Source organism: Pseudonocardia halophobica (assembly GCF_050948485.1).
Classification (GTDB): domain Bacteria; phylum Actinomycetota; class Actinomycetes; order Mycobacteriales; family Pseudonocardiaceae; genus Pseudonocardia; species Pseudonocardia halophobica.
The window spans coordinates 2,759,466-2,778,597 of record NZ_CP192046.1; the positions used below are offsets into that span (position 1 = coordinate 2,759,466).

At 75.8% G+C, this 19,132-nt stretch carries 20 protein-coding genes; 12 read left to right on the forward strand and 8 right to left on the reverse strand.

Annotated elements, in window-relative coordinates; all coding sequences use genetic code 11:
- The first annotated feature begins 9 nt into the window (after positions 1 to 9).
- Positions 10 to 792, forward strand: coding sequence for a hypothetical protein (locus ACQP04_RS13320; RefSeq protein WP_433507354.1), 783 nt, complete (start codon positions 10 to 12; stop codon positions 790 to 792).
- A gap of 22 nt (positions 793 to 814) precedes the next feature.
- On the opposite strand, the gene ACQP04_RS13325 is transcribed toward ACQP04_RS13320, so the two are convergent.
- Positions 815 to 1,867 carry an Acg family FMN-binding oxidoreductase gene (locus ACQP04_RS13325; protein WP_433507355.1) on the reverse strand — a complete coding sequence of 351 codons (1,053 nt, stop codon included), beginning with the start codon at positions 1,865 to 1,867 and terminating at the stop codon, positions 815 to 817.
- A 194-nt stretch (positions 1,868 to 2,061) separates the two neighbouring features.
- Here ACQP04_RS13325 and ACQP04_RS13330 point away from each other — a divergent pair, with 194 nt between their 5' ends.
- Positions 2,062 to 3,792, forward strand: coding sequence for a GAF domain-containing sensor histidine kinase (locus ACQP04_RS13330; RefSeq protein WP_433507356.1), 1,731 nt, complete (start codon positions 2,062 to 2,064; stop codon positions 3,790 to 3,792).
- A gap of 18 nt (positions 3,793 to 3,810) precedes the next feature.
- On the opposite strand, the gene ACQP04_RS13335 is transcribed toward ACQP04_RS13330, so the two are convergent.
- Positions 3,811 to 4,458 (reverse strand): response regulator transcription factor, encoded by a 648-nt coding sequence (locus tag ACQP04_RS13335; protein ID WP_358211508.1) that lies wholly within the window; start codon positions 4,456 to 4,458, stop codon positions 3,811 to 3,813.
- A gap of 275 nt (positions 4,459 to 4,733) precedes the next feature.
- Here ACQP04_RS13335 and ACQP04_RS13340 point away from each other — a divergent pair, with 275 nt between their 5' ends.
- Both ACQP04_RS13340 and ACQP04_RS13345 read left to right on the forward strand, forming a co-directional pair.
- Positions 4,734 to 5,378 (forward strand): RNA polymerase sigma factor, encoded by a 645-nt coding sequence (locus ACQP04_RS13340; RefSeq protein WP_433507357.1) that lies wholly within the window; start codon positions 4,734 to 4,736, stop codon positions 5,376 to 5,378.
- Positions 5,371 to 6,093, forward strand: a complete 723-nt coding sequence (locus ACQP04_RS13345) for a hypothetical protein (protein WP_433507358.1) — start codon at positions 5,371 to 5,373, stop codon at positions 6,091 to 6,093. Before ACQP04_RS13340 ends, ACQP04_RS13345 begins: the two co-directional genes overlap by 8 nt.
- 681 nt (positions 6,094 to 6,774) lie before the next feature.
- Here ACQP04_RS13345 and ACQP04_RS13350 read toward each other — a convergent pair.
- Together ACQP04_RS13350 and ACQP04_RS13355 are read right to left on the reverse strand one after the other, a co-directional pair.
- Entirely contained in the window at positions 6,775 to 8,010 is a 1,236-nt protein-coding gene (locus ACQP04_RS13350) for an APC family permease (protein ID WP_433507359.1), read from the reverse strand.
- Positions 8,007 to 8,543 carry a CGNR zinc finger domain-containing protein gene (locus ACQP04_RS13355; RefSeq protein WP_433507360.1) on the reverse strand — a complete coding sequence of 179 codons (537 nt, stop codon included), beginning with the start codon at positions 8,541 to 8,543 and terminating at the stop codon, positions 8,007 to 8,009. Before ACQP04_RS13355 ends, ACQP04_RS13350 begins: the two co-directional genes overlap by 4 nt.
- 76 nt (positions 8,544 to 8,619) lie before the next feature.
- On the opposite strand from ACQP04_RS13355, the gene ACQP04_RS13360 reads away from it, so the two are divergent.
- From ACQP04_RS13360 to ACQP04_RS13370, 3 genes are all read left to right on the forward strand, one after another.
- Entirely contained in the window at positions 8,620 to 9,432 is an 813-nt protein-coding gene (locus ACQP04_RS13360) for an alpha/beta fold hydrolase (protein ID WP_433507361.1), read from the forward strand.
- Between the two features lie 97 nt (positions 9,433 to 9,529).
- The gene (locus tag ACQP04_RS13365) at positions 9,530 to 9,916 is read left to right on the forward strand and encodes a YciI family protein (RefSeq protein ID WP_433507362.1); all 387 of its coding nucleotides are present in this window, start codon (positions 9,530 to 9,532) and stop codon (positions 9,914 to 9,916) included.
- Between the two features lie 2 nt (positions 9,917 to 9,918).
- Entirely contained in the window at positions 9,919 to 11,172 is a 1,254-nt protein-coding gene (locus tag ACQP04_RS13370; protein WP_433507363.1) for an RNA polymerase sigma factor, read from the forward strand.
- A gap of 10 nt (positions 11,173 to 11,182) precedes the next feature.
- Here the strand turns inward: ACQP04_RS13370 and ACQP04_RS13375 are convergent, their stop codons facing one another.
- A complete protein-coding gene (locus ACQP04_RS13375; RefSeq protein WP_433507364.1) occupies positions 11,183 to 11,896 on the reverse strand; it encodes a FadR/GntR family transcriptional regulator in 714 nt (237 codons plus the stop codon).
- Between the two features lie 117 nt (positions 11,897 to 12,013).
- Between ACQP04_RS13375 and ACQP04_RS13380 the strand changes: the two genes are divergently transcribed.
- The 3 genes from ACQP04_RS13380 to ACQP04_RS13390 are packed head-to-tail and all read left to right on the forward strand — an operon-like array spanning position 12,014 to position 14,909.
- A complete protein-coding gene (locus tag ACQP04_RS13380; protein WP_433507365.1) occupies positions 12,014 to 12,817 on the forward strand; it encodes a (Fe-S)-binding protein in 804 nt (267 codons plus the stop codon).
- Positions 12,814 to 14,304, forward strand: a complete 1,491-nt coding sequence (locus ACQP04_RS13385; protein ID WP_433507366.1) for a LutB/LldF family L-lactate oxidation iron-sulfur protein — start codon at positions 12,814 to 12,816, stop codon at positions 14,302 to 14,304. The genes ACQP04_RS13380 and ACQP04_RS13385 overlap by 4 nt, the downstream gene beginning before the upstream one ends.
- Positions 14,301 to 14,909 (forward strand): LutC/YkgG family protein, encoded by a 609-nt coding sequence (locus ACQP04_RS13390; RefSeq protein WP_433507367.1) that lies wholly within the window; start codon positions 14,301 to 14,303, stop codon positions 14,907 to 14,909. Before ACQP04_RS13385 ends, ACQP04_RS13390 begins: the two co-directional genes overlap by 4 nt.
- A gap of 49 nt (positions 14,910 to 14,958) precedes the next feature.
- Here ACQP04_RS13390 and ACQP04_RS13395 read toward each other — a convergent pair whose 3' ends face one another.
- The 3 genes from ACQP04_RS13395 to ACQP04_RS13405 form a co-directional block, all read right to left on the reverse strand.
- The gene (locus ACQP04_RS13395; protein ID WP_433507368.1) at positions 14,959 to 15,582 is read right to left on the reverse strand and encodes a CoA transferase subunit B; all 624 of its coding nucleotides are present in this window, start codon (positions 15,580 to 15,582) and stop codon (positions 14,959 to 14,961) included.
- On the reverse strand, positions 15,579 to 16,325 hold the full coding sequence (locus ACQP04_RS13400) for a CoA transferase subunit A (RefSeq protein ID WP_433507369.1): 747 nt from the start codon (positions 16,323 to 16,325) through the stop codon (positions 15,579 to 15,581). Before ACQP04_RS13400 ends, ACQP04_RS13395 begins: the two co-directional genes overlap by 4 nt.
- 133 nt (positions 16,326 to 16,458) lie before the next feature.
- Entirely contained in the window at positions 16,459 to 17,109 is a 651-nt protein-coding gene (locus tag ACQP04_RS13405; RefSeq protein ID WP_433507370.1) for an HAD hydrolase-like protein, read from the reverse strand.
- A gap of 61 nt (positions 17,110 to 17,170) precedes the next feature.
- Here ACQP04_RS13405 and ACQP04_RS13410 point away from each other — a divergent pair, with 61 nt between their 5' ends.
- Both ACQP04_RS13410 and ACQP04_RS13415 read left to right on the forward strand, forming a co-directional pair.
- Positions 17,171 to 18,310 carry a lyase family protein gene (locus tag ACQP04_RS13410; RefSeq protein ID WP_433507371.1) on the forward strand — a complete coding sequence of 380 codons (1,140 nt, stop codon included), beginning with the start codon at positions 17,171 to 17,173 and terminating at the stop codon, positions 18,308 to 18,310.
- Positions 18,307 to 19,110: an IclR family transcriptional regulator domain-containing protein gene (locus ACQP04_RS13415; protein WP_433507372.1), complete on the forward strand. Its 804-nt coding sequence runs from the start codon at positions 18,307 to 18,309 to the stop codon at positions 19,108 to 19,110. Before ACQP04_RS13410 ends, ACQP04_RS13415 begins: the two co-directional genes overlap by 4 nt.
- Positions 19,111 to 19,132 lie beyond the last annotated feature (22 nt).

Below are 19,132 nucleotides of genomic sequence, written 5' to 3' on the forward strand. Positions count from 1 at the left end.
CTCGAGGTCATGTCCGCTCACCCGGTGGTCACCCCGGAGGCGTCGCGGGCGGCACTGCGGATCGCCCCCCTCGTGGACGCGGCCCGGGCGGCCGCGGCACCGGAGGGGTCGGCGCCCTGGTTCGTCACGGCCGTGGACGACGGGGTCGCCGTCCGGTCGGTGGTCCGCCGCTGGTCGCTCGCGGAGGAGCCGCTGGCCCGGGTCACCCGGGTGGCGGCGGGCGCGGGGCTGCGCGCCATCCGGCTCGCGGTGGCCGCCCAGGGCCGCCGCCCGCAGGTCACGCACCCGGTGGAGGAGGGGCTGCTCGCCGTCGTGCGGCCGGGTGAGGCCTACGAGCCGCGCCCGCTGGAGCGGGCCCTCTACGCCGCGCTCCGCGACCAGGGGCGGCCGCAGGGCGCCGACGGTCCGCGCGACGCCGCGGCCCGGGCGGTGCTGCGGCGCGCCGCGGAGACGGAGAGCGCCTGGCTGCGCGGGATCGGCCACCCGGTGGTGCCCGGCGACGAGCTCGGGCCCGCCTGGCCGGGCCTGCTCGACGAGCAGGCGCCCCGTCCGGAACCGGTGTTCGTGCTGGTCGGCGCGGCGGGCCGGGTCCCGCACGCGGACCTTCGCACCGGGCAGGCCGTCGAGGCGCTGCGGCTGACCGCCGCGCTCCTCGGGCTGCGCACCGCCGTCGTCGCCGCGCCCGCGGACCCGGGGGCCCTGCGGGCCCGCCTGCCCGACCGGGCGCGCGACATCCTGGATGGCGCCCGGGGCAGCACCGTCGCGGTGCTCGAGTTCTGGCGCGCGGCCTGACCCGTCGCCGGGCGTGGCGCGCTCAGGTGTGATGGTTGGTCGAGCCGGGATCGGGCCGGTCGTCCACGTGCAGTGTCGTGCTTCCGGGAAGCCCCGTCTCGGGTGGCAGCAGGAGGTCGCTCAGGGGCCGGCGCGGTGTGCCGGGGACCGGCCAGCCCTGCCCGATCCGCAGCACGACCTGGGGCGGGCGGGTCCCGCTGATCAGCCGCCGCAGGCTCTCCCGGACGTCGACGCACTCGACCAGCTGGGAGAGGAGGGACACGGCGAGGCCGTGCGTCGTGGCCGTCAGCAGCACGCGTTCCATGGCCTGGCCGGCGCGGATCTCCTCGCGCGGGCCGTCGGCGTGCACGCTGAGCACCGCGATGAGCGGCTCGGCCTCCGCCCCGTCGTCCGGGCGCGCGGTGCCGCCGCTGAAGTCGCGCAGCACCCACGTCGCGTTGGGCCGGGGCAGCGGCCCGCCGGCCGCGGCCGGGACGCCGTCGGGCCGCTCCTCGCCGTGTCCCGTCCAGCGCTCCAGCTCGGCGACGAACTCGGGGTCGGCCATCTGCAGCTCGTGCGCCCGCCGCGCCAGGACGCCCAGCTCGAACCGTTGCCCCGGGTCGGTGACGAGGTCCAGCCAGGCGCCCTCGTCGAGCGCGGCGCGGCGCAGTGCGTGCCGCGCGGGCGTGGGCACCAGCGCGTCGGTGAAGGGCCGCCGGTTCGTGCGGCGCCGCGGCACGGCCTCCAGCAGCCGGCGCTGCTCGGGCGTCGGCGGGCGGCTGCCGCCGCGGCGGACCGTGGCGAGGAGATCGGGCCGCGCGGGGTCGGGCAGCAGCGTGACGAGCGGGCGCACGCCGTGCCCGATGAGCGCGAGCCGGAGGTTGTACAGCGCGGCTCCGCACGCGATCCGCAGCTCCCGGCCGGTCGGGTCGGCCACCGGCAGCTGCCGGTCGCGGTCGGCGTGCAGCTCGATCCCGTCGGGGGTGAGGCGGAAGCGCCACGGCTGGGTGTTGTGCAGCGAGGGTGCGCGGGCGGCCGCCCCGACGGCATCCTGCAGCTGTCCCTCGGTCAGCCCGAGCGAACCCGTCTCGATCATCACCGCTCGCCGTCCGAGATCCCGCGGGTCCCGGTCGGACCCGGGCTCAGCGTCGGTGCCGCGGGTCCCGGGGCACTACCGTCGAAGGTCCCGTGCGGTCGGGGTGTTCGACCCGCGCGGGCGGGCCGCGGCGGGGTTGTCGTGATCGCCCGCGGGGTGACACCGTGTGCCGCCGGAAGGGAACGGGAGGACCGATGACGCGGCCGGACAGCGGGCCGGATCGCGGGCCGGAGGAGGGCCCGCCGGTCTCCGGGGTGCTCGCCGGGCTGCGGCTCGACGAGCTGCTCGGCGAGGTCCAGGAGCGGCTGGGGCAGATCGTCGCCGCCCGCGACCGGATGCAGAGCCTGCTCGACGCCGTGCTGGCCGTCGGGGCGGGGCTCGAGCTGGAGGCCACGCTGCGCCGGATCGTGCAGTCCGCCGTGGACCTCGTCGACGCCCGGTACGGGGCGCTCGGCGTGCTGGCGCCGGACGGGTCGATCTCGCGGTTCATCGACGTCGGCCTGCGGCCGGGGGTCCGCGAGACGCTCGGGCCGCCGCCCACCGGGAAGGGCCTGCTCGGGCAGCTGATCCTGGATCCCGAGCCGCTGCGGCTGGCCGACCTGACCGCGCACCCGGCGTCCGTCGGCTTCCCGCCGAACCATCCGCCGATGCACAGCTTCCTCGGCGTCCCGGTCCGGGTCCGGGACTCGATCTACGGCAACCTCTACCTCACGGAGAAGGTCGGCGGCGGGGAGTTCACCGCCGACGACGAGGTGATGCTGCACGCCCTCGCCGCGGCCGCCGGGATCGCCGTGCAGAACGCCGACCTGTTCGAGCAGGGCCGCCAGCGCCAGCACTGGCTGGAGGCGCTGGGCGAGGTGCGGGCCGAGGTGCTGGCCGGGGCGTCGGACGAGGAGGTGCTCCAGCTCGTCGCCGTCCGGACGCTGGAGCTCACGGCGTCGGCCGCGGCCGTGGTGCTGCTCGGCCCGGACGAGGACGGCCTGTACGAGCTGGGCGGCGACGCCGGCGAGCCGCTCGGCCTGCCCGCCACCGGGATCCGGGCGGGCAGCGACCTCGACGAGGTGGCCGAGAGCCGCAGCCCGTTGCTGGCCGGCTCGCCGGCGGCGTTCCTCGACCACGGCGCGGACTCGGTGCCGCCGAGCCTCGGCCCGTCGGTCGCGGTGCCGATGCGCTCGGGGGAGCGCGTGATCGGGGTGCTGGTCGCGCTGCGCCGGGTCGGCGGCGAGCCGTACCGGTCCACCGAGGTGCCGCTGGTGACGTCGTTCGCGGAGCAGGCCGCCCTGGCCCTGGAGATCGCGGAGAAGACCCGGGCGCAGCGCCAGCTCGACGTGCTCGCCGACCGCGACCGGATCGCCCGGGACCTGCACGACCACGTCATCCAGCGGTTGTTCGCCACCGGCCTGAAGCTGCAGAGCACGATGCGCCGCGCCGTGCGCTCGGACGTCCAGGACCGGGTCCGGCAGGCCGTCGACGAGCTCGACGAGACCGTCCGCGAGATCCGGACCGCGATCTTCGACCTGCACGGGGCCGACCAGGGCGGCGGGGGCGTGCGGCGGCGGCTGCTCGACACCGTCGACGAGATCGTCGCCGGGTCGGCCATGACGCCGTCGATCCGCACCTCCGGGCCCGTCGACACGCTCGTCCCGGCCGAGCTCGTCCCGCACCTGCTGGCGGCGGTCCGCGAGGGCACGACCAACGCGGTGCGGCACTCGGGCGGGCGGACGGTCACGGTCACCCTGGAGGCGGGGGCAGACCTCGTCCTGCAGATCGTCGACGACGGCACGGGGATGCCCTCGGACGTCGCCCGCAGCGGGCTGCACAACCTCGCCGAACGCGCCGAGGAGCTGGGCGGCACGTTGGAGGTGCGCCGCCGGCCCGGCGGCGGCACCCGGCTGGCGTGGCGGGTGCCGCTCGACCCGGGGTGATCCGGGGCCGGTCGACCCTCAGCGGGTGCGGCGGCGGCGCTCGGTCGCGTAGACGGCGGCCTCGGTGCGCCGGGAGAAGCCGAGCTTGTGCAGCAGCGAGGAGACGTAGTTCTTGACGGTCTTCTCCGCGAGGTAGAGCTCCGCACCGATCTGCCGGTTGGTGAGACCGTCGGCGATGAGGTCGAGGATCCGCCGCTCCTGCGGGGACAGGCCCTCGTAGCGGGGGTCGTCCGGCTCGGAGCCGTGCCGCAGGCGCTCCAGGACCAGGGCGGTGGCCTTCGGGTCGAGCAGCGAGCCGCCCGCGGCGACGGTGCGCACGGCGCCGATGAGGTCGGTGCCGGCGACCTGCTTGAGCAGGTAGCCCGCGGCGCCGGCCATGATCGCGCCGAAGAGGGCCTCGTCGTCGGAGTACGAGGTGAGCATCAGGCAGGCCGGCGGCGGGTTCAGCGTGGAGCGGATGTCGCGGCAGACGGTGATGCCCTCGCCGTCGGGCAGGCGGACGTCGAGGATCGCCACGTCGGGCCGGGTGGCGGGGATGCGGGCCAGGGCCTGCGCAGCGGTCCCGGCCTCGCCGACGACCTCGATGTCGTCCTCCGTCTCGAGCAGCTGCGCGATGCCGCGACGGACGATCTCGTGGTCGTCCAGCAGGAACACCGAGATGGTCACGGGGCCTCCTCGTCCTCGATCGCTCCGACGCTAACGGGCCGCGCAACCCCCGCGCCGTGCCCGGAAGGTCCCGGGCGGTAGGGCCGAACGTCCCGGCGCCACCGAGCGGCTCCAGGCTGCGCCGTTCGGGGGCCGGATCCGGCTCGGTCGGAGCAACCTTCGCGATCGCGGCCACGGGCTGTAACGACTCGGGAGTGCGCCGCGCTGAGGGCGTGGCGGGCCGGACGGAGACGCCCCCCGACGTCCGGCCCGTCATCGATCGACCTGGAGGTGGAGTGCCCGCCCTCGCCAGCCCGACCGCGGCGCCCCCGGCCGCGGCCCGCGACCAGACCCTGCTCGAGGACGCGCTCGGCGCGGCCAGGGCGGGCGACGAGTGGGCCTTCGTCGTGCTCTACCGCGACCTGCAACCACGCCTGCTGCGGTACGCCACCGCACTGGTCGGCGCCGACGCCGAGGACGTCACCGCCGAGACGTGGCTGCACGTGGCGAAGGACCTGCGCCGCTTCTCCGGGGACCTCGACGGTTTCCGGGGCTGGGTCACCACGATCTGCCGGAACCGGGCGATGGACTCGGCGCGGGCCCGCACCCGCCGCCCTGCCGATCCCGCGGAACCGGCGGACCTGGTGGCGCTCGCGGACGTCCGGCACACCGACGGTGCCGTGTTCGACGGGCTGGCCACCCAGTGGGCCGTCGACCAGATCCTCGCGTTGCCGCGCACCGAGGCCGAGGCGGTGCTGCTGCGCGCGGTGATCGGGCTCGACGCGACCACCGCGGCCACGGTGCTCGGCAAACGGCCCGGCGCGGTCCGGGTCGCCGCCCACCGCGGGCTCCGGCGGCTCGCCGAGCGGCTCCGGGCGGGGGAGGAGGCCGGTCCCGCGAGGACCGGCCAGGGACGGCGGACGGGGGTCGCCGATGTGTGAGCACTGCACCGGCCGGGGCGTCGAGGCGCCGCCGGCGACCTGGATGGCGATCACGGACGTCGACCGCCTGCTCGACGGCGACGGGGGACCCCGCGACCTCCGCCGCCTGCTCGACGCGGCCGCCGGCCCGGGCACGCCCCGGGAGCTGCGCGGGGAACGCGGCGCCGCGGCCGCATTCGCCGCGGCCGCGACCTCGCGGGGGCGGTGGCGGCTGCGGAGGGCGACGGTCACCGCGTCCGGCGCCGTCGCCGCCAAGTCCCTCGCCGCCGCCCTCGCCGTGGTGGGCACCGCCACTGGCGGCCTCGCCCTCGCCGCCGGCGAGACCCACCCCTCCGGCCCCGTGGAGCACGCCCCCACCACGAGCCCGAACTGGTCCGCCCCGGGCGAGCACGCCGCGGGCGTCGCCGGAGCGGCCGTCTCGGCGGCCTCCGCCGCGACCGACGCGGGGGCGCCGGTGACGGGGCAGTCCGTGGCCGCACACGCGACCGGTGGCCGGGTCGAGGCCGGCCGCGGCCGCACCGATGTCCCGTCGGGGCCGACGGCCCGGTCCGCGGTGGAGGGAACGGGGAGCAACTCGATCGACGGAGGCGGCGGGCCCGGGGGGTCCGACGGGGTCCCGAGCGGCTCCGGTGGGCCGGTGGGGGAGGCCGGGAACTCGGGCAAGATCCCACCCGGCCTCGCCAAGAAGGCCCAGGATCCGGAGGACGAGCAGTAGGGCTGCGGGATCGGCTGTGGTGGTGACCTGCCTGCTCGCCGGCGGTGGGCTGCGTCGGGCTCTCCTCGGCGTCAGTTCTCGAATCAGGTCCGGTGGGCATGCCTCTCGGCTGGGCTCGCCGAACGGTGACGGCCATCTGGAATCGCGGCCCGCCATCGCCACCGCGGACTGGCGTCGCACGTGCCGCCACTCGTCCACCGACTCGACCCCTCAGTGGCCGCAGCCCGCATGATCGAGTGTGCCCCTTGCCTTCCCGGCCACGCCGCAGGAAGGCGCGGGGGCGGCGAGCGCGGAGGAGCCGCCGGCCGGGACGCGCCGAACGAGCGGGCGAAGGGGGCCCGGCCGCGGTGGTCGGGGGGCATCGCCTGCCGCGGCCGGGTGTCGGTGGGGACCGGGACGGCGGCCCACCACCGCCGCCCGGCCGCCCGGGAACCGGGTGGGCCCTCCCTGCCCGCCCCGGACGTCCGGACCGGCGGGCGCGACGCCCTGCGCCGCCGGATCCGTTGCGGCGCAGCGGCGGCATCGTCCTCGTGCCGGCGCGGTACGCCGACGATCAGCGTCGCTGGCCGGTGCGGGTGGCAGGAGGGGCCGACCGATCACCGTCGGCGGGCCGCTCGGTCCGCGGAGCAGGGACGAAGGTCCCGGGCCTGATCCGGGCCCGGACCGTCGGTGATCACCTGCTCACGCGCTCCGGCCCACGCGCACCCGCGTCCACCGGTACCCCACCCCGGCGGCCACGACCCCCACCCCGATCACCACGGACTGCCAGGGGAGAGTCGCCGCGAGGACGGCGCATCCCGTCATCCCGAGCACCTGGAACCCCCGCGGGTACCGGCGCTCGGGAGGCGGCTGCCCGAGCGCCGACAGGTTGGCGACGAAGTAGTAGAGGAGCACGCCGAGGGACGAGAAGCCGATCACCCCGCGCAGGTCCACCGTGCACACCAGCACCACGACGACCAGGGCGACGGCGATCTCCGCGCGGTGCGGCACCGACCGCCGCGGGTGGACGGCCGCCAGGGGCGCGGGCAGGTCGGACTCCCGGGCCATGGCGAGCACGGTCCGCCCCACGCCGGCGACGAGCCCGAGCAGCGCGCCGAGCGAGGCGAGCGCGCCGCCGGCCGCGGCGATCCAGGTCGCGCCGGGCGGGAGGACCTCGGCCAGCGGAGCGGTGGACGCCGCCAGCCGGGTCGGCCCCAGCACCAGCAACAGCACGACGCCGACCGCTGCGTACACCACGACCGTCCCGGCGAGGGCCAGCGTGATCGCCCGCGGGATCGTGCGCGCCGGCTCGCGCACCTCCTCGCCGAGCGTCGCGACCCGCGCGTACCCGGCGAACGCGAAGAAGAGCAGGCCGGCAGCCTGGAGTACCCCGTAAGCCCCAGAACCTCCGACGGCCAGGCCCGCCGGCTGCAGTGGGCCGCGGACCACCGCGACGGTCAGGATCGCGACCAGTGCGAGCAGCACCACCGCGACCAGGATCCGGGTGAGCCGGGCCGTGCGCGTCACCCCGGCCAGGTTCACCCCGGCCACGGCGACGACGGCGAGCACGGCCACCGGTCGGTGCCAGGCGGCGGGCACGAGGTAGGCCGCCGCGGTCAGGGCCATGGCCGCGCAGCTCGCCGTCTTGCCGATCACGAAGCCCCAGCCCGCGACGAACCCCCACCACGGGCCGAGCCGCTCGCGCCCGTAGACGTACGTGCCGCCGGACCGCGGGTACCGGGCCGCGAGCTGGGCCGACGACGTCGCGTTGCACCACGCCACCAGGGCCGCCGACGCCAGGCCGAGGAGCAGCCCCGACCCCGCCGCGGCCGCCGCCGGCGCGAACGCCGCGAACACCCCCGCGCCGATCATCGAGCCGAGCCCGATGACGGTCGCGTCGACCGTGCCCAGCCGGCGCTGGAGCCCCGGTGCGCTCATCCCGCGGACCGGCGGCGCGCCCGGTGCGCGGCGACGTTGACGCGGTTGCCGCACAGGTCCGGCATGCAGTAGCGGCGCCGCCCCGCCCGGCTCACGTCGACGAACGCGCCCTCGCAGAACGGTGCGGCGCAGGCCCGGAAGCGCTGCGCCCCGAGCGCCCGCACCGCGCCCAGCAGCCCCACCCCGGTGACCGCCGCCAGGCCCTCGACCAGGCCGGCGTCGGACCCGAAGACCCAGTCCGGACGGTCGCCCCCGCCGAGCGTCAGCCCGCCCGCCGCGAGGGTCGAGGCGCGCCGGACGACGGCGTCGACCCCTTCGCCGTCGACGATCTCGTCGACGATCGCGCGCAGCTCCGCCCGCAGGTCACGCACGTCGTCGAGCTCGGCCGGCGTGCACGACCCGGCGAACCCGTGCGCCGCGAGCAGGTCGTCGACCTCCGCCGCAGACGTCAGCTTCTCGACGCCGTGCCACACCCGCGGTGCGGTGGAGATCAGCGCGGTCGCGAGCTCCGCCCCTCGGGGGTAATCGCTCAAAGCCAGTTGCACGCCTTACCTCCGCCGTGTCACGGTAACCGTCCCAACCGCATCGAAGACCTTACCGGAGGCGGACATGCTGCAGACCCAGGAGAAGGTGACCGGCGGGACCGTGGCGTACGAGCGCGTCGGCGACGGTCCGGCCGTGGTCCTCACCCACGGCACGCCGTCCTCGTCGGTGCTGTGGCGGGACGTCGTGCCGGCGCTCGCCACGGACCACACGGTCTACCTGTGGGACCTCCCCGGCTACGGACGCTCGACGACCGCGGCCGGCGTCCGCCCGTCGGTCGCCCTGCACGCACGCGTCCTGGCGGAGCTGCTCGACGCCTGGGACCTGCGGGATCCCGTGCTCGTCGGGCACGACATCGGTGCCGCGGCCGTCCTGCGGGCGCACCTGCGCCATCGGGTTCCCGCGCGCGCCCTCGCCCTGCTCGACGCCGCCGTCCTGCCGCCGTGGACCACGCCGGTCGCGCAGCACATCCAGGCGCACCTCGACGTCTACCGCACCATGCCCGAGCACGTGTTCCACGAACTGATCCGCGCCCACCTCGCCACGGCGACGCACCGCCCGCTCGATGCGTCGACCGAGCGCGCCTACCTCGAGCCCTACGCCGGCGAGGCCGGGCAGCAGCGCTACCTGGACCAGGTCGAGGGCTTCGACGAGGCGGACACCCGGGACGTGGTCGCGGCCCTGGGCGAGGTCGCCGCGCCGACGCTCGTGCTGTGGGGCGAGCACGACCGCTGGCTGCCGGCCGACTCCGCCGACCGGCTGGCCGCGGCGATCCCGGGCTCCCGCCGTGTCGTCGTCCCCGAGGCGGGTCACTTCCTTCCGGAGGACGACCCCGCGACCACCGCTGCGGAGCTGGGCCGGTTCTTGCGGGGTGTGTGACACAGGTCACTCACGGCAGGATGTCGAGCGCGGACCTCCCGCTCCGTACGTGCTCACGACGGACGCCCGCCGGGCGCCGCCGACGAGAGGAGACGTCGTGAAGTACCTGATCATCATGCAGGTCGACCCCGCCGTGCTGGAGAGCCTGACCGAGGCCCAGGGCCGCGAGATCGGGACCGGGCACGGCCGCTTCATGGACGAGATCACCCGCACCGGGGAGCTGATCGGCACGCAGGCCCTGGCCGACCCGTCGCGGAGTGCGGTCGTGTCCGTCCGCGACGGCGCGACGACCGTGACCGACGGCCCGTTCGTCGAGGCCAAGGAGTACATGGGCGGCTTCTACCTGGTCGACGTCGAGACCCCGGAGCGGGCGTACGAGCTGGCCGCCAAGATCCCCGACGCCGCGATCGAGGGGCTCGCGATCGAGGTGCGCCCGGTCGTCTTCACCGCGGGCTTCGGCCTGAGCGAGCCCGAGGCCTCCTGACGATGGCCGACCGCGCGCTCGAGGACCTGCTGCGCCGCTGCGCGCCGCAGGTCCTCGGCGTGCTCGTCTCCCGCTTCCGGCAGTTCGACCTGTGCGAGGACGCGGTGCAGGAGGCCCTCCTCGCGGCGTCGACCACCTGGCCGGAGACCGGCGTCCCGGAGGAGCCGGTCGGGTGGCTGGTCACCGTCGCCCGCCGCCGGCTGACCGACCTGTGGCGGAGCGACAGCGCGCGGCGCCGCCGGGAGGAGGCCGCGGCCGTCGATCCCTCCGAGGCCGTCGAGCTCGAGGCCCCGGCCGTCGACGACAGCCTCGACATGCTGCTGCTCTGCGTGCACCCGGACCTCACCGAGGCGAGCCGGATCGCGTTGACGCTGCGCGCCGTCGGCGGGCTGACGACCGCGGAGATCGCCCGCGCGTTCCTGGTCCCCGAGGCCACGATGGCCCAGCGGATCAGCCGGGCGAAGGCCACGATCGAGGCCGGCGGCGCCGCGTTCACCCTGCCCGCCGACGCGCGCACCGAGCGGCTGGCCGCTGCCCTGCACGTCCTCTACCTGATCTTCAACGAGGGGTACACGGCCAGCGCCGGCACCGGCCTCACCCGGGTCGACCTCTCCGCCGAGGCGATCCGGCTGACCCGGATGCTGCACCGCCTCCTGCCCGCCGACGGGGAGGTGGCCGGCCTGCTCGTCCTCATGCTCCTGACCGACGCCCGGCGGCAGGCCCGCACGGACGCCGACGGCCGCATGATCCCCCTCGCGGAGCAGGACCGGAGCCGGTGGGACCACGCGGCCATCGGCGAGGCCGTCGCGCTGCTCGAACGCACGCTCGCCCGTCGCGAGGTCGGTCCGTACCAGCTGCAGGCCGCGATCGCGGCCGTCCACGCCGAGGCGCCCACGGACGCCGACACCGACTGGCGGCAGATCGAGATCCTCTACCGGCTGCTCGAGGAGTGCACGGACAACCCGGTCGTCACTCTCAACCGGGCCGTGGCAGTCGGGATGGCGTACGGGCCCGAGCGCGGGCTGGAGGTGCTGGACCGGGTGGCGGGCGACAAGCGGCTGGCCCGCCACCACCGGCCCGACGCCGTGCGCGCCCACCTGCTGGACCGGCTGGGCGAGCACGAACAGGCGCGCGAGCACTACCGCAAGGCCGCGCGGGGTGCCCTCAACCTCGCCGAGAAGCGCTACCTCGAGGACCGGGCCCGGCGTGCGGGCTCGGCCGCCACCTCGCCCCCCGACGACGACCCGGGGACCTGATCGGCGTCCGTCAGGGCAGGCGGCGGTGGAAGGCCCGGATGTGCGCCTCCATCCGCTCGGCGGCCCGCGCGGCCTCACCGGCCTCGATCGCGTGGAGGATCCCGCGGTGCTCCCGCCGCAGCTGCGCGCGCAGGCCGGGCCAGTCCTCCTCGGCCCGCATGCCGTCGAGCAGGGCGCCGCGCAGCGACTCGCGGATCGCCGCGGTCAGCTCGCTGACCAGCCGGTTCCCGCCGGACTCGGCGATCGCGACGTGGAAGGCCGTGTCGAGCGGGTTGAACTCCTCGCGCGGCAGGTCGGCGTCCATCGCCGCGAGCGCCTCGCGGAGCCGGGCGAGATCGGCGGGGGAGCGCCGCTCGGCGGCCGACGCGGCGCTGGTGCGCTCCAGCATCACCCGCGCGCCGGTGAGGTCCTCGGCCGGGAAGGAGCTCACCGCGAGGTGCATCTTGAGCAGTCGGGACAGGGCCTTCGCCGGTGCCGGGACGATCACGGTGCCGGAGTCGCTGCCCGTGCCCTGCTGCGAGCGCACGACGCCCTGCGCCTGCAGCACGCGCAGCGCCTCGCGCACCGCCTGGCGGCTCGCGCCGAGCATCGACGCGAGCTCCCGCTCCGGGGGCAGCCGGTCGCCCGGGCCGAGCGCCCCCGAGACGAGCTGCTCCTCGATCCGCTCGATCACGAGCTCGTAGGTCGGGACGCGCTGGACCTGGTCCCAGCGTGGTGCCGCCATCTCCACCCCCTCGGTGGACGGGAGCCTAGCGTGCGGGTTAAGGTCCGACCATAGCTCAGCCCGCGCCGGACCCGGGGACGGACCCGGAGCCGAACTCCGCCCACCACCGGAGGCACCGTGACCGTCGGCCTGCTCGTCACCTGCATGAACGACGCCCTGTTCCCGGACACCGGTCGGGCCGTCGTCACCCTGCTGCGCCGGCTGGGGGTCGAGGTCGACTTCCCGGCCGCGCAGACCTGCTGCGGCCAGCCCATGGTCAACACCGGCTACCTCGACGAGGCCGTGCCGCTGCTGCGCCGGCACCTCGAGGCCTTCGCCGGGTACGAGGCCGTCGTGGTGCCGTCGGGCTCGTGCGCGGGCTCGGTGCGCCACCAGCACCGCCTGGTGGCCGAGCGCTCCGGCGATCCGGGCCTGGTGCGCGCCGTCGAGCAGGCCGCGCCGGTGTACGAGCTGTCCGAGTACCTGGTCGACGTGCTGGGCGTGGTCGACGTCGGGGCCTACTTCCCGCACCGGGTCACCTACCACCCGACCTGCCACTCGCTGCGGATGCTGGGCGTGGGCGACCGGCCGACCCGGCTGCTGGAGGCCGTGCGCGGGCTGCGGCTCGTCGAGCTGCCGGCGGCCACGGAGTGCTGCGGGTTCGGCGGGACCTTCGCGGTGAAGAACTCCGAGACCTCGATCGCGATGGGCGCGGACAAGGCGCGGCACGTGCGCGAGTCGGGCGCCGAGGTGCTGGTCGCGGGCGACAACTCCTGCCTGACGCACATCGGCGGCCTGCTCTCCCGCGAGCGGTCGGGCGTGCGCGTGATGCACCTGGCGGAGGTGCTGGCCGCGACCGAGCCCGTGATCGAGGAACCGCCCCGGGAGGCGGACCGCGACTCCGCCGGCAGCGCCGCCCTCGCCCACGGAGGTGCCCGGTGAGCGCCACCTTCCTCGGCACGCCCGCCTTCCCGACCGCGGCCCGCGCCGCCCTGGCCGACACGCAGCTCCGTCGCAACCTCGCCCACGCGACCGGCACGATCCGGGCCAAGCGGGCCGCGGTCGTCGGCGAGGTCGACGAGTGGGAGCGGCTGCGGGTCGCCGGTGCCGCGCTGAAGGACCGGACGCTCCGGCACCTCGACACCTACCTCGTACAGCTGGAGGAGTCGCTGACCCGGGCCGGCGCGACCGTGCACTGGGCGCGCGACGCCGACGAGGCCAACCGGATCGTCGTCGACATCGCCCGGGTTCACGGGACGGACGAGGTCGTCAAGGTCAAGTCCATGGCGACGGCGGAGATCGGGCTCAACGAGGCCCTCGAGGCCGCCGGGATCCACGCCTGGGAGACCGACCTGGCCGAGCTGATCGTGCAGCTCGGCGAGGACCTGCCCAGCCACATCCTGGTGCCGGCGATCCACCGCAACCGCTCCGAGGTCCGCGAGATCTTCCTGCGCGAGATGGGCCGGCACGGGAAGGCCGCGCCCCGCGACCTCACCGACACCCCGGCCGAGCTCGCCGCCGCGGCCCGGGCGCACCTGCGGGAGAAGTTCCTGCGCGCCAAGGTCGCGGTGTCCGGCGCCAACTTCGCGGTCGCGGAGACCGGCACGCTGGCCGTGGTCGAGAGCGAGGGCAACGGGCGGATGTGCCTGACCCTTCCCGAGGTGCTGGTCAGCGTGGTGGGCATCGAGAAGCTCGTGCCCACGTGGGCGGATCTCGACGTCTTCCTGCAGCTGCTCCCGCGCAGCTCCACCGGCGAGCGGATGAACCCGTACACCTCGATGTGGACCGGCGTGACGCCCGGCGACGGTCCGCAGGAGGTCCACGTCGTGCTGCTCGACAACGGGCGGACGGACGTGCTCGCCGACGAGGTCGGCCGGCAGGCGTTGCGCTGCATCCGCTGCTCCGCGTGCCTCAACGTCTGCCCGGTCTACGAGCGCACCGGCGGCCACAGCTACGGCTCGGTCTACCCGGGGCCGATCGGGGCGATCCTCACCCCGATGCTGCGCGGGGTCGGGCACGACACCCAGGTCGACTCGCTGCCCTACGCCTCGAGCCTGTGCGGGGCGTGCTTCGAGGTGTGCCCGGTGCGGATCGACATCCCCGAGGTGCTGGTGCACCTGCGCACGAAGGTGGTCGACGCGCACCGCGGCGAGCCGAAGGTGCAGAACCTGGCGATGAAGGCGGCGTCGTGGGCGTTGTCCGACGCCCGCCGGACCGCCGCGGCGGAGAAGGTGTCCGGCGCCGTCGGACGGCTCCTGCGGGGCACCAAGCGCCGCGCGCCGGGCGGCCGTGGCGTGCTCGGCGCGCTGCCCGGGCCTGCCGCGGCCTGGTCCGACGCACGGGACGTGCCGGTGCCCGCGCCGGAGTCGTTCCGGGCGTGGTGGGCGCGGACGGACGGCGGGCGCCGCGAGGACGGGGGAGCGAAGTGAGCGTGCGCGAGGAGATCCTGGGGCGGGTGCGCACGGCGCTGCAGGACGTCCCGAGCACCGAGAACCCTGCCGACGTCGCCGTGGACCGGCCGGAGCCGCGGCCGACCACGCACGAGGACGTCGAGCTGTTCGCCGAGCGCGTGGCCGACTACAAGGCGACGGTGGTGCGCTGCACGCCCGAGGACCTGCCGACGCACCTGGCCGCGGCCCTGGAGGGTGTCCCGCGCCTGCTGGTGCCCGCGGACCTGCCGGAGGACCTGCGCCCGGCCGACGCGATCCTCGACGAGCAGCTGACGACCGCCGAGCTCGACACCGTCGACGGCGTGCTGACCACGGCCGCGCTGGGCATCGCCGAGACGGGGACGATCGTGCTGGACCACGGGCCGGGGCAGGGCCGGCGCGCCGCGACCCTCGTGCCCGATCGGCACGTGTGCGTGGTGCGGGTGGACCAGGTGGTCGCCGACGTCGCCTCCGCGGTGGACCGCCTCGACCCCACCCGGCCGCTGACCTGGATCAGCGGGCCGAGCGCGACCAGCGACATCGAGCTGGACCGGGTCGAGGGCGTGCACGGCCCCCGCACCCTGATCGTCCTGCTGGTCGGCTGAGCGAACGGCACTCTCGTCCACCTTTGTGAGCGAGAGTGCCGTTCGTGCGTCAGAGGAGGGATGCGCCGGTCTTCTCGCGCACCTCGTCCTCGGAGACGCCGAAGGTCTCGACCAGGCGCAGGCCCTCGTCCGTCACGTCGATCACGGCGAGGTCGGTGACGATCCGGTTCACGCAGCCCACGCCCGTGAGCGGCAGGGTGCACTGCTCGACGATCTTGGGCGAGCCGTCCTTGGAGACGTGGTCCATCATCACGATGACCTTCTTCGCCCCGTGGACGAGGTCCATCGCCCCGCCCATCCCCTTGATCATCTTGCCGGGGATGGCCCAGTTGGCGAGGTCGCCGCCGACGCTGACCTGCATGGCGCCGAGGACGGCGACGTCGACCTTGCCGCCGCGGATCATCGAGAAGCTGTCCGAGGAGCCGAAGTAGCTCGCGCCGGGCAGGACCGTGACGGTCTCCTTGCCGGCGTTGATGAGGTCGGGGTCGACCTCGTCGTCCGTCGGGTAGGGGCCGACGCCGAGGATGCCGTTCTCGCTGTGCAGCACCACGGTCCGGGTGCCCGGGATGTGGTCGGGCACCAGCGTCGGCATGCCGATGCCGAGGTTGACGTACGAGCCGTCGGGCAGCTCGTCGGCCACCCGCTTCGCGAGCTGGTCCCGGGTGAGACTCACTTCCGCACCGTCCTGAACTCGACCGGCTTCTCGGCGTCGGGCACGTGCACGACGCGCTGGACGTGGATGCCGGGGGTGTGCACCGCGTCGGGGTCGATCTCGCCGGGCTCGACGAGGTGCTCGACCTGCGCGATCGTGATCCGCCCGGCCGCGGCGCAGTCCGGGTTGAAGTTGCGGGCGCTGCGCCGGTACACGAGGTTGCCGTGCCGGTCGCCCTTCCAGGCGTGGACCAGCGCGTAGTCCGGGGCGATGGCGCGCTCGAGCACGTAGCGCACGCCGTCGAACTCGCGGACCTCCTTCGGCGGGGACTTCACCGCGACCGTGCCGTCCGCCGCGTAGCGCCACGGCAGGCCGCCGTCGCTGACCAGCGTGCCGACGCCGGCGGGGGTGAAGAAGGCCGGGATCCCGGCCCCGCCCGCGCGCAGCCGCTCGGCGAGCGTGCCCTGCGGGGTCAGCTCCAGCTCGAGCTCGCCGGCGAGGTACTGCCGGGCGAACTCCTTGTTGTTGCCGACGTAGGAGCCGATCGTCCGGCGGATCCGGCCCGCGGAGAGCAGGGTGCCGAGGCCGAAGCCGTCCACGCCCAGGTTGTTGCTGATCGTCTCGAGGTCGGTCGCGCCCTGCTCGAGCAGGGCCGCGATCAGCGCGGTCGGGACGCCGGACATGCCGAAGCCTCCGACGGCCAGGGACGCGCCGTCCCCGATGTCGGCGACCGCTTCGCGCGCCGACGCCACCACCTTGTCCATGCAGGGCACCGTACCCGCCGTTCGCATCTCGCACAAGAGTTCGGATCGCGAACATCAGGTGATGCACGAACGGCGCTCTCGCTCAGATCTGGTGAGCGAGCGCCGTTCGCTCGTGTCCTGCGGGAGCCTGGCGTCAGAGGAGGGCGGCCCGGAGGTCGGCGGCGGTGGGGTAGACCGCGATCGCGCCGGCGGTGTCGAGCTCGCCGGGCTCCGCGTAGCCCCAGCCCGCGCCGAGGCAGGAGATGCCGTGCCGGCCCGACCCGACGACGTCGTGCAGCCGGTCGCCGACCATGATCGTCTCGTCGGGCTCGGGGGAGTCGAGGCGGCGCAGCGCCTCCTCGACCACGGCGGCCTTGCTCGGGCGCTGCGCGTCGACCGTGTCGCCGGTGATGGCGATGAACAGCTCGGTCCAGCCCTGGTTGGCGAGGATCTCGCGGGCGGCGGGCTCGGCCTTGCTCGTCGCGAGCCCGAGCCGCACGTCGGCGGCCGCGAGGGCTTGGAGCAGGTCCTCGATGCCCGGGTACGGGGTGGACTTGAGCAGGCCGCTCTCCCGGTACAGCGGCCGGTACAGCGCGAGGATCTTCTCGGTGTTCTCCGCGCCGACGAGCGGCGGCAGCGACTCGTAGAGCGGCGGGCCGAGCAGCTGGCGGCCGATGACGGTGTCGTCCCACGGCACGCCGACCTGGTCGAAGGCGGTCCGGAGGGTCCCGAGGATGCCCGGGGCGGAGTCGACGAGGGTGCCGTCGAGGTCGAGGAGCACGGTGCGGTAGCGGGGGCGGGTCACCGGGCCATTGTCCCCGAGCGAGTTCCTGACCGTTCCGGGCGCATGCCGTACGGTCGTGCGCATGACGAACACGGGGCTGCTCGCGCCGCTCTCCGGCACCGACGCCGTCGCCACGCACCTCGGCGACACCGCGTGGGTGCGCGCGCTGCTCGACGTCGAGGTCGCCCTCTCCCGCGCCGCCGCACGGTACGCCCTCGTCCGGCCCGACGACGCGGAGGAGGTCGCCGCCGCGGCCGACCGGCTGGCCACGGACCCGGGCGTGCCGGGTGAGCTGGCCGGCGCCGCCGTCGAGGGCGGCAACCCGGTGATCCCGCTGGCCCGGCTGCTCCGCAAGGCCGCGGGCGGGGCGAGCGGCGCGGTCCACCCCGGCGCGACCAGCCAGGACGTCATGGACACGGCGTTGGTGCTGCTCGTCCACCGCGCCGCACCGACCGTGCTGACCGACCTCCGCTCCGCCGCCGACGCCGCCGCCCGGCTCGCCGGCGCGCACCGCGACACCCCGACCGTCGCCCGCACCCTCGGCCAGCAGGCGCTGCCGACGACCTTCGGGCTCGTCGCCGCGGGCTGGGCCGCCGGGCTCGACGCCGCCGCCCGCGAGCTGGCCGTCCGGGTCGACGCCCTGCCCGTCCAGTTCGGCGGCGCGGCCGGCACCCTCGCCGCCTCGCACCCGCACGGGCCCGCGGTCGCCGACGCCGTCGCCGACCTGCTCGGGCTCGCCCCGCAGGGGGTGCCGTGGCACACCGAGCGCACCCGGATCGGCACGCTGGCCGCGGCCCTCGGCGTGGCCGCGGGGGCGTGCGCGAAGCCCGCGACGGACGTCGTGCTGCTGTCGCAGACCGAGGTCGGCGAGGTCTCGGAGGCCGCCCCCGGCGACTCGTCGTCCATGCCGCACAAGCGGAACCCGATCGCGGCGATCACCGCACGGGCGTCGGCCCGCCGGGCCCCCGGGCTGGTCGCGACGCTGCTCGCCGCGATGGACCACGAGCACCAGCGCGCGGCCGGGGCCTGGCACGCGGAGTGGGGCACGCTCACCGACCTGCTCGCGGTCACCGGCGGTGCGGCCGGCCGGCTGCGCACCAGCCTGGAGGGCCTGCAGGTCCACCCGGACGCCATGCGCCGCAACCTCGCCCTGACGACCGACGGCCAGCCGGACACCGGCCACGCCGGCGAGCTCGTCGACCGCATCCTGGAGGCCCGGTGAACGCGCCCGAGAAGCACGGTGCCAACCAGACCGACCACGCCGTCCGCGCCGAGCACGTCCAGTCGCTCGCCCGCGGGCTGTCGGTGATCAAGGCGTTCGACGGGGCGCACCCGGCGCAGACCCTGTCCGACGTCGCGCGCGCCACCGGCCTGACCCGCGCCGCGGCCCGCCGCTTCCTGCTCACGCTCGTCGAGCTCGGCTACGTCCGCACGGACGGCCGGTTCTTCGCGCTCACCCCGCGGGTGCTGGAGCTGGGCTACTCCTACCTCTCGGCGCTGTCGCTGCCCGAGCTCGCCTCCCCGCACCTGGAGGAGCTCGTCGAGACGGTGCACGAGTCCGCCTCGGTCTCCGTGCTCGACGGCGGCGACGTCGTCTACGTCGCCCGGGTCGCCACCGCGCGGATCATGGCCGTGTCGATCACGGTCGGCACGCGGTTCCCCGCCTACGCCACCTCGATGGGCCGGGTCCTGCTGGCCGCCCTCCCGCCGGCCGAGCTCGACGCGCGGCTGGGTGCCCTCGAGCCGCTGACGGACCGCACCGTGGCCGACCGGGACACCCTGCGGGACGTCCTCGGCGACGTCCGCGCCGCCGGTTACTGCCTCGTCGACCAGGAGCTGGAGGACGGGCTGCGGTCGGTCGCGGTGCCGATCCGGGACGCGGCGGGCACCGTGGTCGCGGCCGCCAACGTCAGCACCCACGCCCTGCGCAACAGCACCGCCTGGCTGCGCGACGAGGCCCTCCCGCACCTGCGGGCCTGCGCCGCCGCGGTCGAGGCGGACCTGAAGGGGCTGCGGGGGTGACCCGGCCGGGCGTCCGGGCGCG